Raw genomic sequence first — 19,647 nt, forward strand, 5'->3', positions numbered from 1 at the left:
TCTACAGATTTTATATCTAAGAAGAAGCACAGAGTTCCTCCCTTCTCCACCTAATGCTTAAGCTTAAAACATTAGATGCTTTTGACAAGATACAAGAAGAAGGCTACTTGGATGACACCCTCCTAGTAGACTCAAATCACAATGTTCGTACAGTTATGCGTCAAGCCTAAAAACAGTTAGCTAATAGGTTTAATAAAAATTCACATATACAGGAAAGATTGGTAACATTATTTGAACAGAAATCGTTATTGTAATTATGCCAAAACGCACAGATATAGAATCTATATTAGTAATAGGAGCAGGCCCAATAGTTATAGGTCAGGCATGCGAGTTTGATTATTCCGGAACGCAAAGCTGTAAAGTATTAAAAAGTGAAGGTTATAAAGTCATTTTGGTTAACTCCAACCCCGCAACTATAATGACAGATCCTGAGTTTTCTGATGCAACTTATATTGAGCCGGTACTGCCTGAAATCATAGAGAAAATTATAATTAAGGAGATGCCAAATGCAATATTGCCAACAATGGGCGGGCAAACAGCACTCAATTGCGCAATAAAACTTGCAGATGATGGAGTGTTAGACAAATACAATGTAGAATTAATAGGGGTAAATAGAGAAGCAATAAAAAAAGCAGAGGATAGAGAGTTATTCCGTCAGTCCATGGATAAAATAGGGCTAAAATACCCCAAAAGTATCATTATAAAAAATCAAGAACAAATAAGAAAGGCTTTGGATTACATTGGATTACCAGCAATCATCCGCTCGTCATTCACCCTTGGTGGTGCAGGTAGCGGCATAGCATACAATAAAGAGGAGTTTTTCAATATTGCAGAAAGTGCTCTCAAAATTTCGCCAATAAATGAAGTTCAGATAGATGAATCAATTATCGGCTGGAAAGAATATGAAATGGAAGTTATCCGTGATTGTAAAGATAACTGCATAATAGTCTGTTCGATAGAAAATATTGATCCAATGGGAGTGCACACCGGAGATAGTATCACGGTTGCTCCTGCTTTGACTCTGCGTGACGTAGAATACCAACAGATGAGAAATGCATCTATAGCAGTGCTAAGAGAAATTGATGTTAGTGCCGGTGGTGCAAATGTTCAGTTTGCAGTGAATCCTAAAGAAGATGGAAGCCTCGTTGTGATTGAAATGAATCCAAGGGTTTCTCGCTCTTCTGCACTTGCTTCAAAAGCAACAGGTTATCCTATTGCAAAAGTTGTAACTAAACTTGCTATCGGCTATTCACTCGATGAGATACGTAATGATTGCGCTCCAGTTATACCTGCTGCATTTGAACCAGTGATTGATTACATCGTCACTAAAATTCCTCGTTTTGAATTTGAGAAGTTTAAGGGGACGAATTGTGAACTATCAACTTCCATGAAATCAGTGGGGGAAGTGATGTCGATCGGCCGCACTTTTAATGAGTCGCTGCAGAAAGCTTTTCGCTCGCTTGAAACTGGGCTTACGGGACTTAATGAAGTATTTCCTGAAAATACTGATATTGATCACATCAGATCTCAATTAGCAAAATTGCTGCCAAACAGATTACTGATTGCTGCTGACGCAATGCGTCATGGAATAAGCATAGAAGAAATAAATTCGATTACAGGATATGACTTATGGTTTTTGCAGAATATACAGCAAATTATATTAGCTGAACAAAAAATCAAGGAAACCGGCCTTCCTGAGACTGCATATGAAATGTTAGAGCTGAAAAAAATGGGGTTTTCAGATGCAAGATTGGCAAAATTAAGCAATAAGAAAGCAGAGCAAATTGAAGAAATAAGAAAAAAATTTGGCATTAAACAAGTTTATAAGCGTGTAGACACCTGTGCAGCTGAATTTGAATCGAGCACTGCTTATATGTATGGCTGTTATGAGGGTAACACAATGATGTCATTCCAGCGCGTGACGCTGGAATCCAGAGATAAGGAAGAATGGATCCCAGTGTCAGCTACTCGGATGACAGAGGGAATGGAGTGCGAAGCAGATGTTTCTGACCGAGAAAAGGTTGTCATTTTAGGAAGTGGTCCAAATCGCATTGGTCAAGGTATTGAGTTTGATTATGCATGCGTACATGCAGCTTCTGCCGCCAAAGAAATGGGGTATGAAACAATAATGATCAACTGTAATCCAGAAACCGTTTCAACTGATTATGATACCGCTGATCGTTTATATTTCGCCCCACTGATTGCAGAGGATGTGCTTGAAATACTAAGTAAAGAGCAAGAAAATGGCACACTGGTTGGTGTAATAGTTCAAATAGGTGGTCAAACACCTTTAAAGTTAGCCAAAGTGCTTAACGAGAGAGGTTTCAAAATTCTGGGAACTTCGTTTGATTCTATTGACCTTGCAGAAGATCGCATGAGGTTTAAAAACCTTGCTTTGCAACTTAATTTAAAACAACCTGAAAGTTCTATCTGCCATTCAGTAAAAGAAGCGTTAACCAACGCAGAAAAGGTGGGGTTTCCACTAGTAGTCAGGCCATCATATGTCCTCGGCGGTCAGTCTATGTCGATTAGACACGATACTCAGAGCTTTAAAGAGTATGTCTTGAATCAAACCAAAATTTTTGAACACGGATCGCTGCTTCTTGATAAATTTTTAGTCAATGCAGTTGAGGTTGACGTTGATGCTGTGTGTGATGGGAAAAAAGTTTTCATTGCAGCGGTCATGGAGCATATTGAAGAAGCTGGTATCCACTCTGGCGATTCAACATGCTCAATACCGACAAATACATTGAGTGACGAAGTAATAAAAGAGATCGAGCTCCAAACTGAAAGAATAGCTCTTGCACTAGAAGTGAAAGGTCTGATAAACATTCAGTTTGCTGTTCAAGAGAGTTATGTATACATACTTGAAGTAAATTTACGAGCTAGTCGAACCGTTCCTTTTATTTCCAAGGTAATCAATATTCCTATTGCAAAGCTTGCCACTCAGGTTATTTTGGGTAAAAAATTGAATCAGGAAAACAAGCCTTTCAATCATTTTGCAGTTAAAGCTGCTGTTTTTCCATTCACGCGCTTTTCGGGAATTGACACTCTACTTGGTCCTGAAATGAAATCAACAGGAGAAGTAATGGGAATTGACTCATCGTTTGAAGCTGCACTTGCAAAAACGCACATGGCTGCAGGATACAAGTTACCAATAGAAGGAACAGCTCTGGTTTCAGTAAAAGATGATGATAAAGAGTATATATTGCCTGTTGCACGAATGTTGAAAGAACTGAGTTTTGAAATATATGCAACCAAAGGCACAGCTTTATATCTGAATAATAACGGCATTGCTGCAAAAGCTGTAAATAAAGTGAGAGAAGGCAGACCCCACATAGTTGATATGCTCAAAGATGGAAAAATAAATCTAGTAATCAATACTTCAAAAGGTGTGAAATCAGTCTCAGATAGCAAAGATATCAGGAGAACTGCTATTTTGCAAAATATAGCTTATAGCACCACAGCTTCTGGGAGTAAAGCGTTAGTGCTTGCAATTCAATATGTAAAGAATAGCAAATTGGAAGTGAAATCATTACAGCAGATACAAAACGTTTAAATGCCAAACGAAAATAATTCATTACTCTATCTCAAAATTGTGGTAGAGTAATGTAAGTCAAATTTTTTTACTGACTTGCCTATGTATTATGGTATTTGTTAAAGAATTATTGAATAACGGTTATGCAACATGAATAAGGTAAAAAGGAAACGAACTCAATTTTATCAGCCTTATCCATTACGTAAGACGAGGAAAACAGAAGCAAAAAATACCCAAGAATTATATGATCCAACACTAACTGATATTAGGTTAGGCGAAAGTGATAATCAACAAAGTTTGGAAGTAATATAAAAGATCCGATGGAGTTCTCTCGCAGTGATTTGTCAAACAAAACAGATGAACACGAAAGTGATAATCGACTACAGAACTTTAGTGATTATGATTCATATGATAGTTCTGCTGATGGTAATCAGACGCCTTGTACTGAACCAAGTGATTGGGACTCAAATTCGAGCTGTAGTTCAGATTATTCTTATTTTCCGGAAGGTGGCTCACTTTTAATGGATCTAGAAATACCATTAACTGAAAATGAAGAGAAGCTGATTGATGAATTTTGTAAGGAGATGAAAAAGGTGGAAGAAGAAAATAACAAAGGAAGTGCTTTAAGGCTTGTTCGAGACATAACAAATAAATATTTAGGGAAAGGGATAAGACTAAATTCATGTTATGGTGATCGTTATAGAACTGTAACAAATTTGATATTTGAAGAAATAATAGATGTTATCAATAATGAAGGCCTATGCCCTAGCAGTAAAGCGCATGCATTTAGAGGTCAGGATGTTTCCTGTAACAATGAAGATCAAGATGATGACAACACGAATGAAGCACTGGAAGATGGTAATTTAGACATCATAAGAAACACCATTAGGGATTTATTGTTAAAAGGTGGGAAAGTAGAAAGAGGTCTTTTCGATGGTGGTGAGCTAGGACATGTAACTTCTGATTTTGATTATGTCAATGATCTCTTTGCGGAATGTAAGGAAATTGAAAACGATCTAAAAAATGTAGCATATGAAAGTATTGTAAACAAAAATGAGCAAGCTCAAAAGGACAAATTAGAATTAAAAGTAGAGATAGATAATGAGTGCTTTTGTATAAAATATCCACAAGATAGTACTGTTGAAGTTGCAAAAATCCTAAGCAATGAAAAGAATGAAGGTTTAAACTTAAGAGTTGGTATACTGCAAATTGGGAAAAGTATAGTAAGAGTTGAAAGCTACAACGGAAAAAGAAATTATCTGGATGTTTGTAAGCAAGGTGTAACATTATCTTTTGATAGTGAAGCAGGAAAAATCAGTATTCATCTAAATCCTAAGGAAAATAGTAATGAAATAGAAGTAAAGATTGATAAGGAGAGCGAAGCAAGGCTTAACGAGTTAGAAGATAAGGGGAAAAGTTTAGGAGAAAACTGTCTTTTAGGAGGAAAAAGCGTTCTGGAAGCTATACGAGATGGAAATTTTGAAAGAAATAGAAGTATTATACCAACTAGCGTAATTGAACAGCCAAATACTGCAACGAATACTCCACGATCTCACCTAGAGAACATTAGTCTGAGCGGACACAATTACAGAACTAAACGTATTGATTCAAGGCATGGCTAATGTGCAAATATTGAAGCAAAAGTGATCAGTGCTTGACACTGCTCTCCTTTGTCATCCCAGTGCCCAGACACTGGGATCCAGGACTTTTATTAAGTTGGTGAGCATAAAAATAGCTGTTTTACGTTAAAATACAATGTTTTGATGATTATGGAAAGGCTGGATTCCAGACTGGAATGACACCATTTGTTGTAAACTTACTTTTTTCTTGATTTTTTGGTTTATCTCGCCTACCTATTTTGCCACTTTGCTGAACGGATACAACTAAACAATAGGTCTATCTACTTCATTCTAATGTGATTTCAGTTTTTTTTACATGCAAACTCTCTAATCCCACCTTATAGTTAGGATAAATTAGAGAGACATTAAGATCTTTTTTAATTTTAACATTACTTACTTTTTTTGACCCTAAATAAAAACTCTGTGCATAATCTGGTAAGGAAGAAACCTCAATTGGCTCTGGAGGACTAACATTGAGAAGTTTGGCTGCATACATTATCACTTCAGATTGTGTAGTGGGTAAATCATCTGCACAATTGTATACTTCACCAGGTTTTATGTTTTGCATGGAAGAAAATAAAATGTTCGATATATCTTCAACGTGAATACGAGAAAAAAAATGCCCTTCTTTTTTCACATTTTTTGCTTTGCCAAGCTGCAAGTCAATTAACACGTTCCTACCAGGACCGTATATTCCAGCTAAACGAAAAATATGTACAGGCAGTTTGCTATTCAGCCACTTCTTTTCAGATCTAAGGCGCTTTTCTCCTCTGATTTCTATAGGTTTTGTTTCAGATTCCTCATTCACCCAATTACCAGAGTAATCACCATAAACGCTAGTTGCAGACAAATAACCAAACCATTTAACATTTTGCAGGCAATCACCATATCTCTCCATAACATCATCACCATCTGGAGGAATAGAAATTAAAACGTGCGTTGCGCTTTTAAGCAGATCTTGACTAACTTTCTCATAATTAAAGAGGATTACATTTTGTATATTTTTACTTCTTGATGTGCCACTGACTTTCCAACCTAAGTTCAGCAGTTTTTTCGATAAAAATTTAGCCACATATCCATAACCAAAGCAAAACAAGTGCATGAAAATTAATTTTTAAAATTCTTCTTGATAAATTCTACTCCTAATTTTATCCCCTCTTCATTAATAATATGCCCTAATGCATGAATTGGGTGCCCTTCAACATTTATTCCATTTTCTTTCAAAGCTTTAACCGCTAAGTCGAGGGACGAAAAAGGTACCACGTCGTCAGCATCACCATGGATAACACATATGTTAGGTTTTGACTTGATCTCTGGTGCAGTTTTTGAAGGTGAAAGAAACCTACCAGAGTATGCAACAACTGATGCACAGGATTGAGAGCGGGTGAGAGCTGTATGTATTGCAAGCATTGCTCCTTGAGAAAATCCAACCAAAGAAAGTTGCGTATCTTTTAAATTAAGCTCCTTTAATTTTGTATCAATGAAATGATTTACAATTGATGTAGCATTTTTTACTCCATTATATAGCGCTTCCTCACTACGATCTTCCAAGCTGAACCACTGATAACCATCACCTATTTCTCTTTCAAACGGAGCATTGGGTGCTACAAAATATGACTCGGGTAAAAACTTGCTCATAACTTTAGCAAGGTGAATGAAATTATCGCCACTTGAGCCCCAACCATGTAAAAAAATAATCAAATTTTTCTTATTTCCGCCTGCACAAATTTCTTGGCCTTTAAGTTCAATCATTTCTTTTCCTTTTGCATTTATATTTTTATTTAACACTAATTTTCAAATTTGTAAAAATATACTGTGATTGCTGTTGAATGATGGAGAGACATACTCCATTATTTTATACCTATAGCTAACTGAAAAAAGGTTACCTCAGAAGGGATAAAAAGGTATAAAATGGCTTTGGAATAAGTGCAATTTGGTATAGGTTAAAACAGCTAAAAATAACCTTAAAAAAAGTCACATTCTATCAAGAGCGCAATCAAGAAGATAGGCAGCAATTTATCGATAAAATCTCAAAAATAGACCACTGTAGCATTTTATATATAGATGAAGCAGGAGTTGATAATAGACTATACCGAGAATATGCATGAGCTCCAAGAGGAGAAAAAATATATGCTGATGTTCCAGGAAAAAAGTGGGAAAGAGTGAGTATAATAGGTGGATGGATTGAAAAGAAGTTTATTGCACCAATGACCTTCACAGGAGGGTGTAATAAAGATGTATTTAATGTATGGTTAGAGCGAACCACAATTGCAGCGTAATACAACCATAGTTATGGATAATGCTACATTCCATAAAACTCCCAAAACAAAGTCATTAATAGAGTCTTTTGGCTGTCATTTGCTTTATCTTCCAACATATTCACCTGCTCTAAATCCGATAGAGCATTGTTGGCACACCATCAAAAGTCGCCTCAGAACTCTAATGCATCAATGTACAGACTTACACCTTTTAGTTGGTAATACCATTTTAGACGTTTATCATTCGCTTTTGAAAATACTATACTTGTAGAGAAAAAAGAATAGATGATGATCCTAAATATTTAATAAATTTGACTACTGAGGAATTTCAAAAATCTCAATTTTTTATTAATTGTGAGATGTGGTACATTCTATCTTCATATAGCTTTCCTCTTCATACCTCAACTAATGAAATTAGAAGCATCAACTCCCTTCTGCAAGCAAGCAGCAATAACAGTGTTCATCATTAGAAATGCAATTGTCATTGGGCCAACGCCTCCGGGTACTGGGGTAATAGCTTTGGCTTTCCCTTTTATTCCCTCAAAGTCAACATCACCTACAAGCTCTCCTACATTAACACTATTTATGCCAACATCGATCACTATTGCACCTTTCTTTATCCAGTCTGCTTGAACAAAATTTGGCTTTCCGACTGCTGCAACTACTATATCCGCTTTAGAGCAATATTCAGCTAAATCTTTACTCTGTGAGTGCAAGATGGTAGCAGTGCAATTTTCCTGCAGCAATAGGTGAAACATTGGCTTGCCCACGATATTTGACCTACCAATCACCACTGCGTTTTTACCGGAAAGGTTCTCTTCAATTGATTTAATTAAATGCAAAGAACCTTTAGGAGTGCAAGGTATAAGGCAGTTTTTTTCACCTTTAACTAATCTACCAACGTTTTCATCGTGGAAGCCATCTACATCTTTTTCAATACTTACTGCGTTAATTACTCTGCTTGCACTAATATGATTTGGTAAAGGCAACTGTACTAAAATGCCATGCACAGATCGATCTTCATTTAACTCATTGATTTTTTCAATCAATTCATCTTCTGAAATATTATTAGGCAAAACAATGGTCTCAGAACTTATGCCTATTGATTCCGCTTTTTTCTGTTTGTTGCGAACATAAACCTGACTTGCTGGATTGCTGCCCACGAGAATTACTTTCAGGCAAGGAAAAATGTTATACTCTCTCTTTAAAATATCAATTTTTTGTGATAGCCTCTCACATAGGTCGTTTGCTATTTTTTTACCATCAATAATAATTGTCACTTCCTTGCCACTCCTTAAAGTCAGGTAATTTGATATCAAATAAATCCAATACTTTGCCAACAGAATGATTAATAATATCATCCAACGATTTTGGTTTAATATAGAAAGCAGGCACTGGTGGAGCAATTATTGCTCCCATCTCCGTTAATTTTAACATATTTTGTAAATGCCCAAGATGTAGTGGTGACTCTCGCACCATAAGAATTAATTTTCTTCTTTCTTTTAGCGTTACATCTGCAGCCCTTGTCAATAGATTGGAAGTAACACCTGATGCAATTTCAGACATTGTCTTCATAGAGCATGGTGCTACAATCATTCCTGAGGTTTTAAATGAGCCACTTGCTATTTTTTCTCCTATTTTTTCTTCAGAATAGTAAAAATCTGCAAGTGATGTAATATCTTCAAGTTTTTCTTTAATCTCATGAGCTAGAGTTATTTTTCCAGCACGACTTATCACTAAATGAGTTTCATAACCAAATTTGCAGCGCGTGACGCTGGAATCTATATTTCTTTTTCCCTGGATCCCAGTGTCAGCTACTCGGATGACAGGGATAAGAGATCTATTAATATTTCTTAACGCCTCTAAAATACGTACACCGTAAATAGAACCAGATGCTCCACTTATTCCAATTACAATTCTGCTATTCACTTAACTCTTCTTCGTAGCTCATTCCCAATGCACGTTTATAGGTATCAAGCAATATTTCCTGTTCCTCTCTGTCATCATCATCCATCTTCCTCAGCCTAATAATTTGTTTCATCACTTTTATATCCCAACCTTCATCTGCGGCTTTTACATATACATCACGAATGTGATCTTGCACATCCCTCTTTTCTTGTTCAAGTTTTTCGATTCTCTCTATGTAACCCTTCAACTCTTCAGCCGTTATTTTTACTGTATCTTCCATGAAACTCCACTAATTAATTGCTGCTACTAGTATTACCAGTTTTTACTTGCACTTCAACAACAGTAATAATATTTTTATCTTTTTTTAAAATCTTAAAGCGAAAACCATACATGGAAAACTCCTCGCCTTCGTCAGGAATGCGCTCTATTTCATTCACAATCATACCTGCTAGAGTTGTAGCTTCTTCATCAGGGAGATTCCAGTGTAACTGCCTGTTAATGTCCCTAATAGTAGATTTTCCTTCTATGTGATACATATTGTCAGATATTTTCTTTATGAAATTCTCCGTGATCAAATCATGTTCATCCGAAATTTCTCCAACTATTTCTTCCAGTATGTCCTCAAGAGTTACAATTCCCTGCAGTGCTCCATACTCATCAATAACAAATGCAAGGTGTTTCCTGTTCTTACGGAAGTTATGAAGTTGCACGCTGAGCGGTGTACTTTCTGGTATAAACCAAGGCTTTGACATAACTTGGGTAATGTCAACTTCTTCCGCTTTATTATTCTTTTCACGCAAGGCATTTATTAGACCCTTCACGTGAATTACACCGATAATATCATCTGGTTCTTTTTGCCATAAAGGTATCCTACTATGACTGCTAGTTAAAATTTCCCTTATTAACTCTTCTTTACTTCGATTTATATCAAGAGAAAATAAATTTCTTCTATGGGTCATAATTTGTGATATTTCTGTCTCAGCCAAATCAAGTATGCTGCTTAGCATATCTAAATCCTGTTGTAACATAGTTCCTTCACTGCGGTGAAGAGTAATCATATTACGCATTGCATCCGCTGCAGATATTACTTCCTTATCTTTATGCAGCCCACATAATTTCAGGATGAGGTTAACAATAAATTGAATACCTAGCGTCAATGGAGAAAAAATCTTTACAAAAAACAATACAAAATAAGCAGAAAATGATGCAAATTTTTCAGGATTTTGAATAGCATAAGTTTTTGGTAGAACTTCGCAGAATAATAAAATACAAAATGTCATTATAATTGTTGATAGGAGAATGCCCTCATTTCCAAAAAGATTGATAAATATTGCTGTAAATAAAGCAGAGCAAGTAATATTAATAATTGTATTGCCGAGCAATACCGTTCCTATTGTCAATTCTTTCTTATTTAATAAGCGGTCTATTATCCTGGCTCTTTTGTTACCGTCTAGCTTTAGCTTATTAACTCGAGAACGGCTAATTGAGGTTAAGCCTATTTCTGCTCCTGAGAACAAAAACGATAAAATTAACAAAATAAAAATTGCTGATGATACTAAGACCAATAACCAATCCATTAAAGTACGATGTTATTGTGATAAAAAATAAAATTAATTTTACATGTTATGAGAGGTATTTGCAAGCCTGAATTTATATTGCCAAATTTTATATATCTTTAATCTTAAAAAACAAATCATAAAGCATATTACACGCTGCGTTCACATGCTCATCCTCAATGATAAGTGGTGGGGTTATCCTTACTACTTTGTTGTTTGAAACCCTAGTTATTATTAAACCTTTATCAAGAGATCGACTAATAACTTTATCAGCTACAGGAGTTGCTAGTTCTATTCCCATTAGTAACCCTTCTCCACGAACTTCTGAAATCATCTCAGGAAATTCTTTAGCTAAAGGCAACAGCTTTTCTTTTAAATATTTACTAATTCTCTTAACATGATCAAAAAAGCCTTCTTTTAGCATTATATCGAGCACTGCATTACCAACAGTCATGGCAAGTGGATTGCCACCATAGGTTGATCCATGAGTTCCTGGAGTGATTGCTTCTGCTATGTAATCTTTTACTAAACATGCAGCTAGAGGAAAACCGTTACCCATAGCTTTTGCACAGGTTAGCATATCAGGTTCAATGCCGACATTTTGATAATAAAATAAAGAACCGATGCGTCCATATCCGCATTGCACTTCATCAAAGCACAAAATTATCCCTTGAGCTTTTGTTATTTTCCTTACTTTTTGAAGATATTCTACGTCTAGTGGATATACTCCGCCTTCGCTTTGTATGGGCTCTAAAAACACAGCAGCTGTTTCATTGCTGATTTTTTTCTCCAAAGCTTTAATGTCATTTCTTGGCACTTTATCAAAACCAGAAAGGAGTGGAGCAAAACCTTCGCGTGATTTTTCACTGTTTCCAGCAGAAATTGCAGCAATACTGCGGCCATGAAACCCTCCTTCAATTGTAACAATACGATTACGTTTTGCTTGCCTTTTTGAATAAAAGTAACGACGAATAAACTTAATTGCAGCTTCTGTTGCTTCAAGCCCACTTGAGCAGAAAAAAACTTTATCTGCAAAAGTAAGGGTTGTTAAACGGTCAGCAAGCCTTTCTTGCTCGGGAATAGTGAAAATGTTAGAGCAGTGCCATAGTGAGCTCAATTGCTCTTTCAGTTTGTCTGTAATGTATGGATGACAATGCCCTAAAGAAGTTGTAGAAATACCTGCAGCAAAATCTAAATACTTTTTACCATCTTTGTCAAAAAGATATGCCCCTTCTCCCCTAACTATAGGAGTGTCAAGTCTATTGTACGCATTAACAACATGATCCATTTTATAAGTATTGTGGTATTATCTGTATTATACCTGAAACGAATCCATTAACACAAAGCTTTTCCTTTAACCTCTTATGCTACCTCAACTAAAAATTTGGCTAATGCAAACCTTTTTTGTCATTCTATAGCTAAAGTGACTTAGTTTTACCAACACTTATTAGCATTGTAAAAGTTTTTGTTTCTATTGAATGACAGTTGTAGCCTATGCAAGAAGTCTATTGACTTTGAGCGCACTTTAGCCTATACAATTTTAATATCTTAAACTACTGGACATGCCCGATCTAAAGACAATGATGTTAAATTTTGGCCCTCAGCACCCAGCTGCACATGGAGTGTTGCGCCTTGTTTTAGAGATGGACGGCGAAGTGGTTGAGAGAGCTGATCCTCATATTGGGCTTTTGCATCGTGGTACTGAAAAATTAATAGAACATAAAACGTATCTTCAAGCTTTGCCTTATTTTGATCGCCTTGACTATGTGTCACCAATGTCACAAGAGCATGCGTATTCACTATGTGTAGAGGAATTGTTGCAATGCGAAATTCCAATTAGGGCAAAGTATTTACGTGTCTTGTTTTGTGAACTGACGAGAATACTAAATCATTTACTGAACGTTTCTTCTCAAGCGCTTGATGTTGGAGCAATGACCCCTCTTTTATGGCTCTTTGAAGAAAGAGAAAAAATACTGGAATTTTACGAAAGAGCTTCAGGCGCAAGGTTTCACGCAGCTTACATCAGACCAGGTGGAGTTGCAGCAGATGTTCCAGAAGGCTTGATTGAGGATATTGCAAAGTTTATAGAGCAATTTCCAAAGTATATAGACGATGTTGATGAACTTTTAACAGAAAATAGGATATGGAAGCAACGCACTGTAGGAATCAGTGAAATATCAATTAAACAGGCACTTGACTGGGGCTTTAGTGGACCAATGCTGCGTGCTGCTGGGCTTGCTTGGGATTTGCGAAAAAGCCAGCCATATGAAATATATGATCAGCTAGATTTTGATATACCTATTGGCCAAAATGGCGATTGTTATGACCGTTATCTAGTTAGAATGGCAGAGATTAGGCAGTCTGTTAGCTTGGTGAAGCAGTGTATAGAGAAAATGCCTGGAGGCCCAATAAAAACTGAAGATAGAAAAATTTCTCCACCGCCAAGAGCAGAGATGAAAAAATCTATGGAAGCTCTTATTCACCATTTTAAACTTTACTCAGAAGGATATCACGTACCAAAAGGTGAAGCTTACACAGCTGTTGAGGCACCAAAAGGTGAGTTTGGAGTGTATATAGTTTCAGATGGTACCAATAGACCTTATAGATGCCGAATAAGAGCACCTGGCTTTGCACATTTACAAGCTTTGGATTTTATGGCAAAAGGACACATGCTTGCCGACGTTGCAGCAATTATTGGCTCACTCGATATAGTTTTTGGTGAGATTGATAGGTAATTATTGTAAAATAGTAACTCAACTAATGGTCAATACATCTTCTATTAAAAATTGTACAAATTCATTGCCATTCCAGTAATTCATAGAGATTTTACCCAAAATGGCTTTAACATTACCCTGCATGATAGCAGAGCCAAGGTGAGTATTTGCAGAGCGAAATGCAATAGCTCTTACCATAACATTATCATCAGCAATAAAACATTTTATATGGTCAACTCCTATAACTTCAGGCTTTCTTATCTTTGCTCCCTGAATGATAAACCTTGGTTCAGGATTCCCAACTCCAAATGGTCCCAAGCGTTGCAGTTGGTTCCACAGAGATAAGTTTATTGCTTTAGCAGTTACTATACTATCAGCTTTTAAAGTTTTCTCATTTATAGAGTTTGAAAATCTTTCAGTAAAAAAATCATGCAAATCATTTATTTTGTCTTCTTTAATTGAAAATCCTGCCGCCATACTATGGCCACCACCTTCAATAATTAAATTTGTAAACTTTGCGGAAAGGACTGCAGCACCGATATCAACTCCCAAAATTGATCTACAGCTTGCTTTTCCTATTCCATTGTTTAAAGACATCACTATTGTTGGTAAGTGAAACTGCTCCTTTAGCCTCGATGCAATTATACCGATTATTCCCTGGTGCCAGTTGCCGCTTACCATTATAAAATTTACACCTAATTGGGCAAATTTTTCCGCTTGTGCTGTAGCTTCCAAGAGAGCCTCATTTTCTAACACTTTCCTTGCATTATTCAAATCTATTAATTTTAGCGCGATTGAATGTGCCTCTTCATCATCATCGGTGGAAAGCAACCTTGCACCGAGCGATGCTTCTCCAATTCTTCCTCCAGCATTTATGCATGGCCCAATACTAAACCCTAATCGTGAAACACTTGGTTTTTCAAGGATCCCCAAAGCATCAAATAAAACACGCAAGCCAACGTTTTTTCTTGCTGACATAACTTTTAATCCTTGTGAGACAAATGCTCTATTGAGGCCTGTAATCTGCATAACATCGCAAACAGTTCCAAGGGCAACTAAATCCAGCAGATCAAATAAATCTGGTTCTTTTTTGTTGGTAAAAAATCCTTGCTCACGTAGGCTTTTATTAAGAGCAATAATCAGCAGAAATGACACTCCAACTGCTGCAAGGTTAGTATAAGGAGAGCTTTCATCAAGGCGGTTTGGGTTAACAACTGCTACGGCGCTTGGTAACTTTTCCGTACCAAGATGATGATCGACAACTATAATATCAAGACCAAAGACCTTTGCATCTTCTATTGGTTGATATGCAAGCGTACCGCAATCAACGGAAATACATAAATCGATCCCGTTTTTTTTAAGTTGTAATAAAGCATCTGTGTTTAATCCATAGCCCTCATCAACACGATCTGGAATGTAGATTATAGAGTGTATATCGATTGCTCTCAGGTACCTGTTAATCAATGCTGACGACGTTGCACCATCAACATCATAGTCACCAAATATTGCAATGTTTTCATTATTTTTTATTGCCCGTATTATACGAGAAACAGCTTTATCCATATCAAGAAGGTGAAAGGGATCTGGTAATAGCGATCTGATTAGTGGATATAAGAAGTCGCTCGCATTTTCTATGTTAACACCACGAGTAACCAATATTCTTGCTAGTACTTCTGGCAACTCAAATCTCTGTATAAGAGTTAAGATTTCCCTTTGATCTGCTTCTTGCAACTTCCACAATGCATTTGTTATGCTGCGCTTTTCAATTTCAAGTAGCATATTCTTTGTAAATAAAACTACTTTACCAGAACTTTTAAACTTGTTCTATAATTGTATTATACCAATTCCTAAAAATAAATAGACGAATAAAGAAAAATTTCTAAAATAGAATAATTTAAGAATTAGTGGGGAGTTATGGCAGGAAAAAGTAAAGCAATAGGAGAAGAATTATATAATAAGTGTAACCTGGAATTAAAGAAGCACGGCATAAGAGGAGAGATAGGAAGAAGATTACAGGCAATAATATCTGCAAAAGAATATGGAATAACAAAAGTTGCTCAAATATACCGAATTACTAGAACTACATTGATGAAGTGGATTACAAGATTTAAGGAAGGAGGAGTCAATGCGTTTAAAATACAACCAGGACGTGGAGTAAAGCCGAAGTTGAGCTACAAGCAGCAAGAAGAAATTAAAAATGTCATAGCAGAAGAAGGAGCCAACCTAACGGCTAAGAAATTAAAAATCATAATTGAGAAAATGTTTTCTATTGAGGTAAGTAAGTCTACAGCACATAGACTGATGCAAAAGTTAGGTTTTTCGTATATTACTCCAAGGCCTGTGCACAATAAACAGGATAAAAATAAACAAGAAGAGTTTAAAAAAAAATCTTAATGAAACTATTGTCACGTATCCCGAAAAAGAGCTATTTTTCTTCGATGAGTCGCGGTTTGGCACACATTCAAAGATTGGACACGGGTGGTTTAAAAAAGGCATTAGGACACAGGTTAAGGTAAAATTAGGTAGGCAAAACTTTTATCTCTATAGTGCAGTTAATCCTAGAAATGGAGAGAGTTCTAGCTTATTCGTACCAAACGTCAATACTGATTGTATGAATATATTCCTTGAGCAGATGTCACAATATTTAGGAACAAGGGAGGCATTTCTTGTTGTGGATTGTGCAGGATGGCATAGATCCAAAGGTTTAAAAATACCACAAAATATTACCTTAATCTATTTACCTCCATATTCACCAGAGTTAAATCCAGTAGAGCGTTTATGGCAATATTTGAAAGACAATCTCATTAAAAATAGAATATATGACTCTGTTATACCAAACTTCGTTATTGGGAAGACAAATAGAATATACGATAAATTCACTTAAACCTCCAGTTATAGGCGGAAAGCACTCTTTTTCATTTGTCTCATTATTATTGAGAATTGGTATTAGTTTATTGGAGGATACTGTATGTGCATTCATTCGTAATATTACGGAAAGTTCGATCAAAACCATTTGTTCTGTGAGTTATTTGCCTACTTATTTATGAGATTTGGTATTAGATGCACAGTTCCAGAGTGTGATGGTATGATAAAATGTGAGAAAAAAATATCATCAAGGGAGGAATTATGGGACAAGTATTACATGGGTGCGCCAGAACAACAGAGACAATTCGTAGAGCAATACAAAATAGTAAAGAGAGCATAGCAAAACTCTCCAAGTGTTATAACCTTAAACCAAAAACTATTATTAAGTGGAGAAAACGCTCATTTACCAAAGATGCTGGTATGGGTCCAAAGCATCCAAGATCAACTGTTTTAACTTTAGAAGAGGAGTGTTGCATTTCGTAAGCATACTCTATTGCCATTAGATGACTGTCTCTACGCTTTGCAAACCTCAATCCCACATTTGAGTCGCTCCAGCTTACATCGTTGTTTACAAAGGCACAACATTAGCAGACTACCAGATGTCGATGGTGAAGTTAAATCAAGAAAGAAATTCAAACAATATCCTATAGGCTATTTCCATATTGATATCGCGGAAGTTAGAACAGAAGAAGGAAAGCTGTATTTGTTTGTTGCAATAGATCAAATTCACCTACGTTGAGTTGCACAAAAGTGCTACAAAACCCATAGCTGCTGAGTTTTTAGGTAATCTGATTAGAATTTTACCGTATAAAATCCACACTATTTTGACAGATAATGGCATACAATTTACAAATCAGAAGCGCCATAAATACGCCTTCCAACACATATTTGATAGAGTTTGTGAAGAAAATAACATTGAACATCGTCTGACAAAAGTTAGCCATTCTTGGACAAATGGACAAGTTGAACGTATGAATAAAACTTTAAAGAATGCTACAGTTAAGAAATATTACTATCGTTCGCATCAGCAACTTAAGGAGCATCTTTATGACTTTGTTATGGCCTACAATTATGCAAAGAGACTCAAAGCTCTTAGGGGTCTTACACCTTTTGAATTTATATGTTCTCAGTTGACAAAGTCTCCTGAATTATTTATAATAGACCCACACCATTACACTCTGGAACCATAAATCTTATACTCTACCTTAATTCTAGTTTCCGGACAACCTCTATCTCTACAAAAACTATATTTTTCTTCAGAAGAGAGTTATATTGTAATTATGGACAAAATAATCATAAAAAAATTTGGTGGGACTTCGCTAACTGATTTAAACCGAGTTGCAAATTTGATAAAAAACGATATTGAGAAAGGTTGTAATGTAATCGTTGTTGTATCTGCTGTTGCAGGATTTACTGACCAAATGGCTTTTCAGGCTAGGCAAATCTCAAATTTAAGTTGCAGACAAGAGTTATCAGAGTATGACGTTATGCTTTCAGCAGGAGAACAAATTTCTTGCGGTCTATTAGCTATCACTCTCCAATCGATCGGAGTTAATGCTAAATCGTGGCTTGCCTGGCAGTTACCAATTGTAACTGATGATTTTTATTCTGAGTCTAAAATAAAAACAATAAAGATTGACCGTGTGAAAAGATCTTTTGCTGAGGGTTATACTGCTGCGATCATCGCTGGTTTTCAGGGTATAAATGATGACAGAATCACTACTTTTGGAAGAGGAGGCTCTGATATATCAGCAGTTGCCTTCACGGTAGCCTTTGGTGTTAGAACTTGCGAAATTTTTACTGATATTGATGGAATATATACAGCAGACCCGAGAATTGTTCCAAAGGCACGCAAGCTCAAATTTATCTCTTACGATGAAATGTTGGAAATGTCGTCATCTGGTGCTAAAATACTGCATAATCGTTCAGTACAACTTGCAATGAAGCATAACATTAAAGTGCAAGTGCTATCCACTTTTAAAGAAGTAGAAGGCACCACAGTACTACACAAAAGGGATGTACTAGAGAGATACTTAATTACTGGAATAGCTTATAGCACTAATGAAGCTCTTGTAACTTTCACTAACCTTGCAAATAACTTGCGTACTTTAAGAGATATAGTAGGGGCAAACGTTAAAATTGATATGATACATGGGTCAAGTTTTGTTATCTCCAAATTTGATATTGATTTAATGGAAAAGTTACTGAATAAGAATGAAAATTATGCTATAAACGATAATGTAGCTAAAATTTCAATAATTGGTATTGGTGTTATGTCTAACACTGAAGTGATGCACCGCACACTCAAGGTTTTAAGCGAAAAAAAGATAGAAATACTTGCTATCACAACATCCGAAATCAAAATCAGTATAATTGTTCAAAAAGAATACGTTGTAGCTTTGGTCAAAGATTTACATACTGAGTATGAGCTTGATATGCAACACTAGGATAGGCTCGACGTCCACAACTGTACGAACATTGCAATTTGGGCCTACCAGGAGGGTGTCATTCTCCTGTCATCCAAGTAGCTGACACTGGTTCCTTTATGACGGTGTCATCCCAGTGCCCAGACACTGGGATGGCTTTGTTGCATCACACTTTATGAGATGGTGATTTATGGTAAATTCATGTAACTATCTCAAATTTAGCCATACCAATATCAGTGAATTTATTAAGCAAATAGCATTTGATTAGCAGTTCTTTTTCTCGATTTATCTCAGATTTATTCCTAAAACTAAATCCGAATATTTGCTTTAATCTTGAGAAAAACCCTTCAATATAAGATCTTTTCCCATAATTTACTTCTTTTTTCCATTCTTTCATGCCATCTTCACCGTATAATTTTATTAACCTAATAGCAGCATTCCTGTCAGACATATAATCTATTTCTGGATGTTCTGCCGCATTGTTTATTGGTGGAATTTTTGTCTTTATATCATATTCGTTACACAACTTATAAAACTTGTGCCTATCACATGCTCTATCTGCATATAGTGCTTTTATGGCATGCTGAAAATCAACTTCTTTTAGCAAATCACAAGCTCCATAGTGATCAGAGTAGACACCGTTACTGTATTTTACAGCTATGGCTTTTTTGTTGTTTATATTCAACATTACGTGCAATTTTCTCGTTTGCTCATAGCCACGATATTTTCTGTCAGTGCTATTTTCCTTGCTGTGTGTTGTTGT

Annotated in this window: 18 protein-coding genes and 1 pseudogene; 10 read left to right on the plus strand and 9 right to left on the minus strand. The window is 36.0% G+C overall.

Annotation, left to right across the window (positions count from 1 at the left end; translation table 11 throughout):
• Positions 1 to 256 precede the first annotated feature (256 nt).
• Together carB and AAGD99_RS06405 are read left to right on the plus strand one after the other, a co-directional pair.
• On the plus strand, positions 257 to 3,559 hold the full coding sequence (gene carB, locus AAGD99_RS06400) for a carbamoyl-phosphate synthase large subunit (RefSeq protein ID WP_341822918.1): 3,303 nt from the start codon (positions 257 to 259) through the stop codon (positions 3,557 to 3,559).
• Positions 3,560 to 3,879: 320 nt separating this feature from the next.
• Positions 3,880 to 5,160, plus strand: coding sequence for a hypothetical protein (locus AAGD99_RS06405; RefSeq protein WP_341822919.1), 1,281 nt, complete (start codon positions 3,880 to 3,882; stop codon positions 5,158 to 5,160).
• 283 nt (positions 5,161 to 5,443) lie between these two features.
• Here AAGD99_RS06405 and AAGD99_RS06410 read toward each other — a convergent pair whose 3' ends face one another.
• Complete coding sequence (locus AAGD99_RS06410; protein WP_253309623.1) at positions 5,444 to 6,259, minus strand: SDR family oxidoreductase; 816 nt, start codon at positions 6,257 to 6,259, stop codon at positions 5,444 to 5,446.
• 5 nt (positions 6,260 to 6,264) lie between these two features.
• Complete coding sequence (locus AAGD99_RS06415; RefSeq protein WP_309166945.1) at positions 6,265 to 6,909, minus strand: alpha/beta hydrolase; 645 nt, start codon at positions 6,907 to 6,909, stop codon at positions 6,265 to 6,267.
• A 540-nt stretch (positions 6,910 to 7,449) separates the two neighbouring features.
• Here AAGD99_RS06415 and AAGD99_RS09020 point away from each other — a divergent pair.
• Complete coding sequence (locus AAGD99_RS09020; RefSeq protein WP_410529932.1) at positions 7,450 to 7,686, plus strand: transposase; 237 nt, start codon at positions 7,450 to 7,452, stop codon at positions 7,684 to 7,686.
• A 130-nt stretch (positions 7,687 to 7,816) separates the two neighbouring features.
• On the opposite strand, the gene folD is transcribed toward AAGD99_RS09020, so the two are convergent.
• The 5 genes from folD to AAGD99_RS06440 form a co-directional block, all read right to left on the minus strand.
• On the minus strand, positions 7,817 to 8,695 hold the full coding sequence (folD, locus tag AAGD99_RS06420; protein ID WP_253309370.1) for a bifunctional methylenetetrahydrofolate dehydrogenase/methenyltetrahydrofolate cyclohydrolase FolD: 879 nt from the start codon (positions 8,693 to 8,695) through the stop codon (positions 7,817 to 7,819).
• Positions 8,679 to 9,344, minus strand: a complete 666-nt coding sequence (locus AAGD99_RS06425; protein WP_253309371.1) for a UbiX family flavin prenyltransferase — start codon at positions 9,342 to 9,344, stop codon at positions 8,679 to 8,681. Before AAGD99_RS06425 ends, folD begins: the two co-directional genes overlap by 17 nt.
• Complete coding sequence (locus AAGD99_RS06430) at positions 9,337 to 9,603, minus strand: DUF2312 domain-containing protein (RefSeq protein ID WP_064125346.1); 267 nt, start codon at positions 9,601 to 9,603, stop codon at positions 9,337 to 9,339. Before AAGD99_RS06430 ends, AAGD99_RS06425 begins: the two co-directional genes overlap by 8 nt.
• A gap of 13 nt (positions 9,604 to 9,616) precedes the next feature.
• Complete coding sequence (locus AAGD99_RS06435) at positions 9,617 to 10,900, minus strand: HlyC/CorC family transporter (RefSeq protein ID WP_253309372.1); 1,284 nt, start codon at positions 10,898 to 10,900, stop codon at positions 9,617 to 9,619.
• An 88-nt stretch (positions 10,901 to 10,988) separates the two neighbouring features.
• A complete protein-coding gene (locus AAGD99_RS06440) occupies positions 10,989 to 12,167 on the minus strand; it encodes an aspartate aminotransferase family protein (RefSeq protein ID WP_253309373.1) in 1,179 nt (392 codons plus the stop codon).
• A 274-nt stretch (positions 12,168 to 12,441) separates the two neighbouring features.
• On the opposite strand from AAGD99_RS06440, the gene AAGD99_RS06445 reads away from it, so the two are divergent.
• The gene (locus AAGD99_RS06445; protein ID WP_264731771.1) at positions 12,442 to 13,614 is read left to right on the plus strand and encodes an NADH-quinone oxidoreductase subunit D; all 1,173 of its coding nucleotides are present in this window, start codon (positions 12,442 to 12,444) and stop codon (positions 13,612 to 13,614) included.
• Between the two features lie 18 nt (positions 13,615 to 13,632).
• Here the strand turns inward: AAGD99_RS06445 and recJ are convergent, their stop codons facing one another.
• Positions 13,633 to 15,372: a single-stranded-DNA-specific exonuclease RecJ gene (gene recJ / locus AAGD99_RS06450; RefSeq protein ID WP_341822922.1), complete on the minus strand. Its 1,740-nt coding sequence runs from the start codon at positions 15,370 to 15,372 to the stop codon at positions 13,633 to 13,635.
• Between the two features lie 135 nt (positions 15,373 to 15,507).
• Here recJ and AAGD99_RS06455 point away from each other — a divergent pair, with 135 nt between their 5' ends.
• The 6 genes and pseudogenes from AAGD99_RS06455 (at position 15,508) to AAGD99_RS06480 (ending at position 18,905) form a co-directional block, all read left to right on the plus strand.
• The gene (locus AAGD99_RS06455; protein WP_341822923.1) at positions 15,508 to 15,987 is read left to right on the plus strand and encodes a helix-turn-helix domain-containing protein; all 480 of its coding nucleotides are present in this window, start codon (positions 15,508 to 15,510) and stop codon (positions 15,985 to 15,987) included.
• Positions 15,988 to 15,994: 7 nt separating this feature from the next.
• Complete coding sequence (locus tag AAGD99_RS06460) at positions 15,995 to 16,477, plus strand: IS630 family transposase (RefSeq protein ID WP_341823222.1); 483 nt, start codon at positions 15,995 to 15,997, stop codon at positions 16,475 to 16,477.
• Positions 16,440 to 16,640, plus strand: a complete 201-nt coding sequence (locus AAGD99_RS06465; protein ID WP_341822924.1) for a hypothetical protein — start codon at positions 16,440 to 16,442, stop codon at positions 16,638 to 16,640. The genes AAGD99_RS06460 and AAGD99_RS06465 overlap by 38 nt, the downstream gene beginning before the upstream one ends.
• The gene (locus AAGD99_RS06470; RefSeq protein WP_341823239.1) at positions 16,637 to 16,798 is read left to right on the plus strand and encodes a hypothetical protein; all 162 of its coding nucleotides are present in this window, start codon (positions 16,637 to 16,639) and stop codon (positions 16,796 to 16,798) included. The genes AAGD99_RS06465 and AAGD99_RS06470 overlap by 4 nt, the downstream gene beginning before the upstream one ends.
• A 41-nt stretch (positions 16,799 to 16,839) precedes the next feature.
• A pseudogene (locus AAGD99_RS06475) lies at positions 16,840 to 17,648 on the plus strand (IS481 family transposase).
• 90 nt (positions 17,649 to 17,738) lie between these two features.
• A complete protein-coding gene (locus AAGD99_RS06480) occupies positions 17,739 to 18,905 on the plus strand; it encodes an aspartate kinase (protein ID WP_253309957.1) in 1,167 nt (388 codons plus the stop codon).
• Between the two features lie 178 nt (positions 18,906 to 19,083).
• Here the strand turns inward: AAGD99_RS06480 and AAGD99_RS06485 are convergent, their stop codons facing one another.
• Positions 19,084 to 19,569 carry a transposase gene (locus AAGD99_RS06485; RefSeq protein WP_341822908.1) on the minus strand — a complete coding sequence of 162 codons (486 nt, stop codon included), beginning with the start codon at positions 19,567 to 19,569 and terminating at the stop codon, positions 19,084 to 19,086.
• Between the last annotated feature and the right edge of the window lie 78 nt (positions 19,570 to 19,647).

Source organism: Wolbachia endosymbiont (group A) of Clivina fossor, from assembly GCF_964026865.1.
Taxonomy (GTDB): domain Bacteria; phylum Pseudomonadota; class Alphaproteobacteria; order Rickettsiales; family Anaplasmataceae; genus Wolbachia.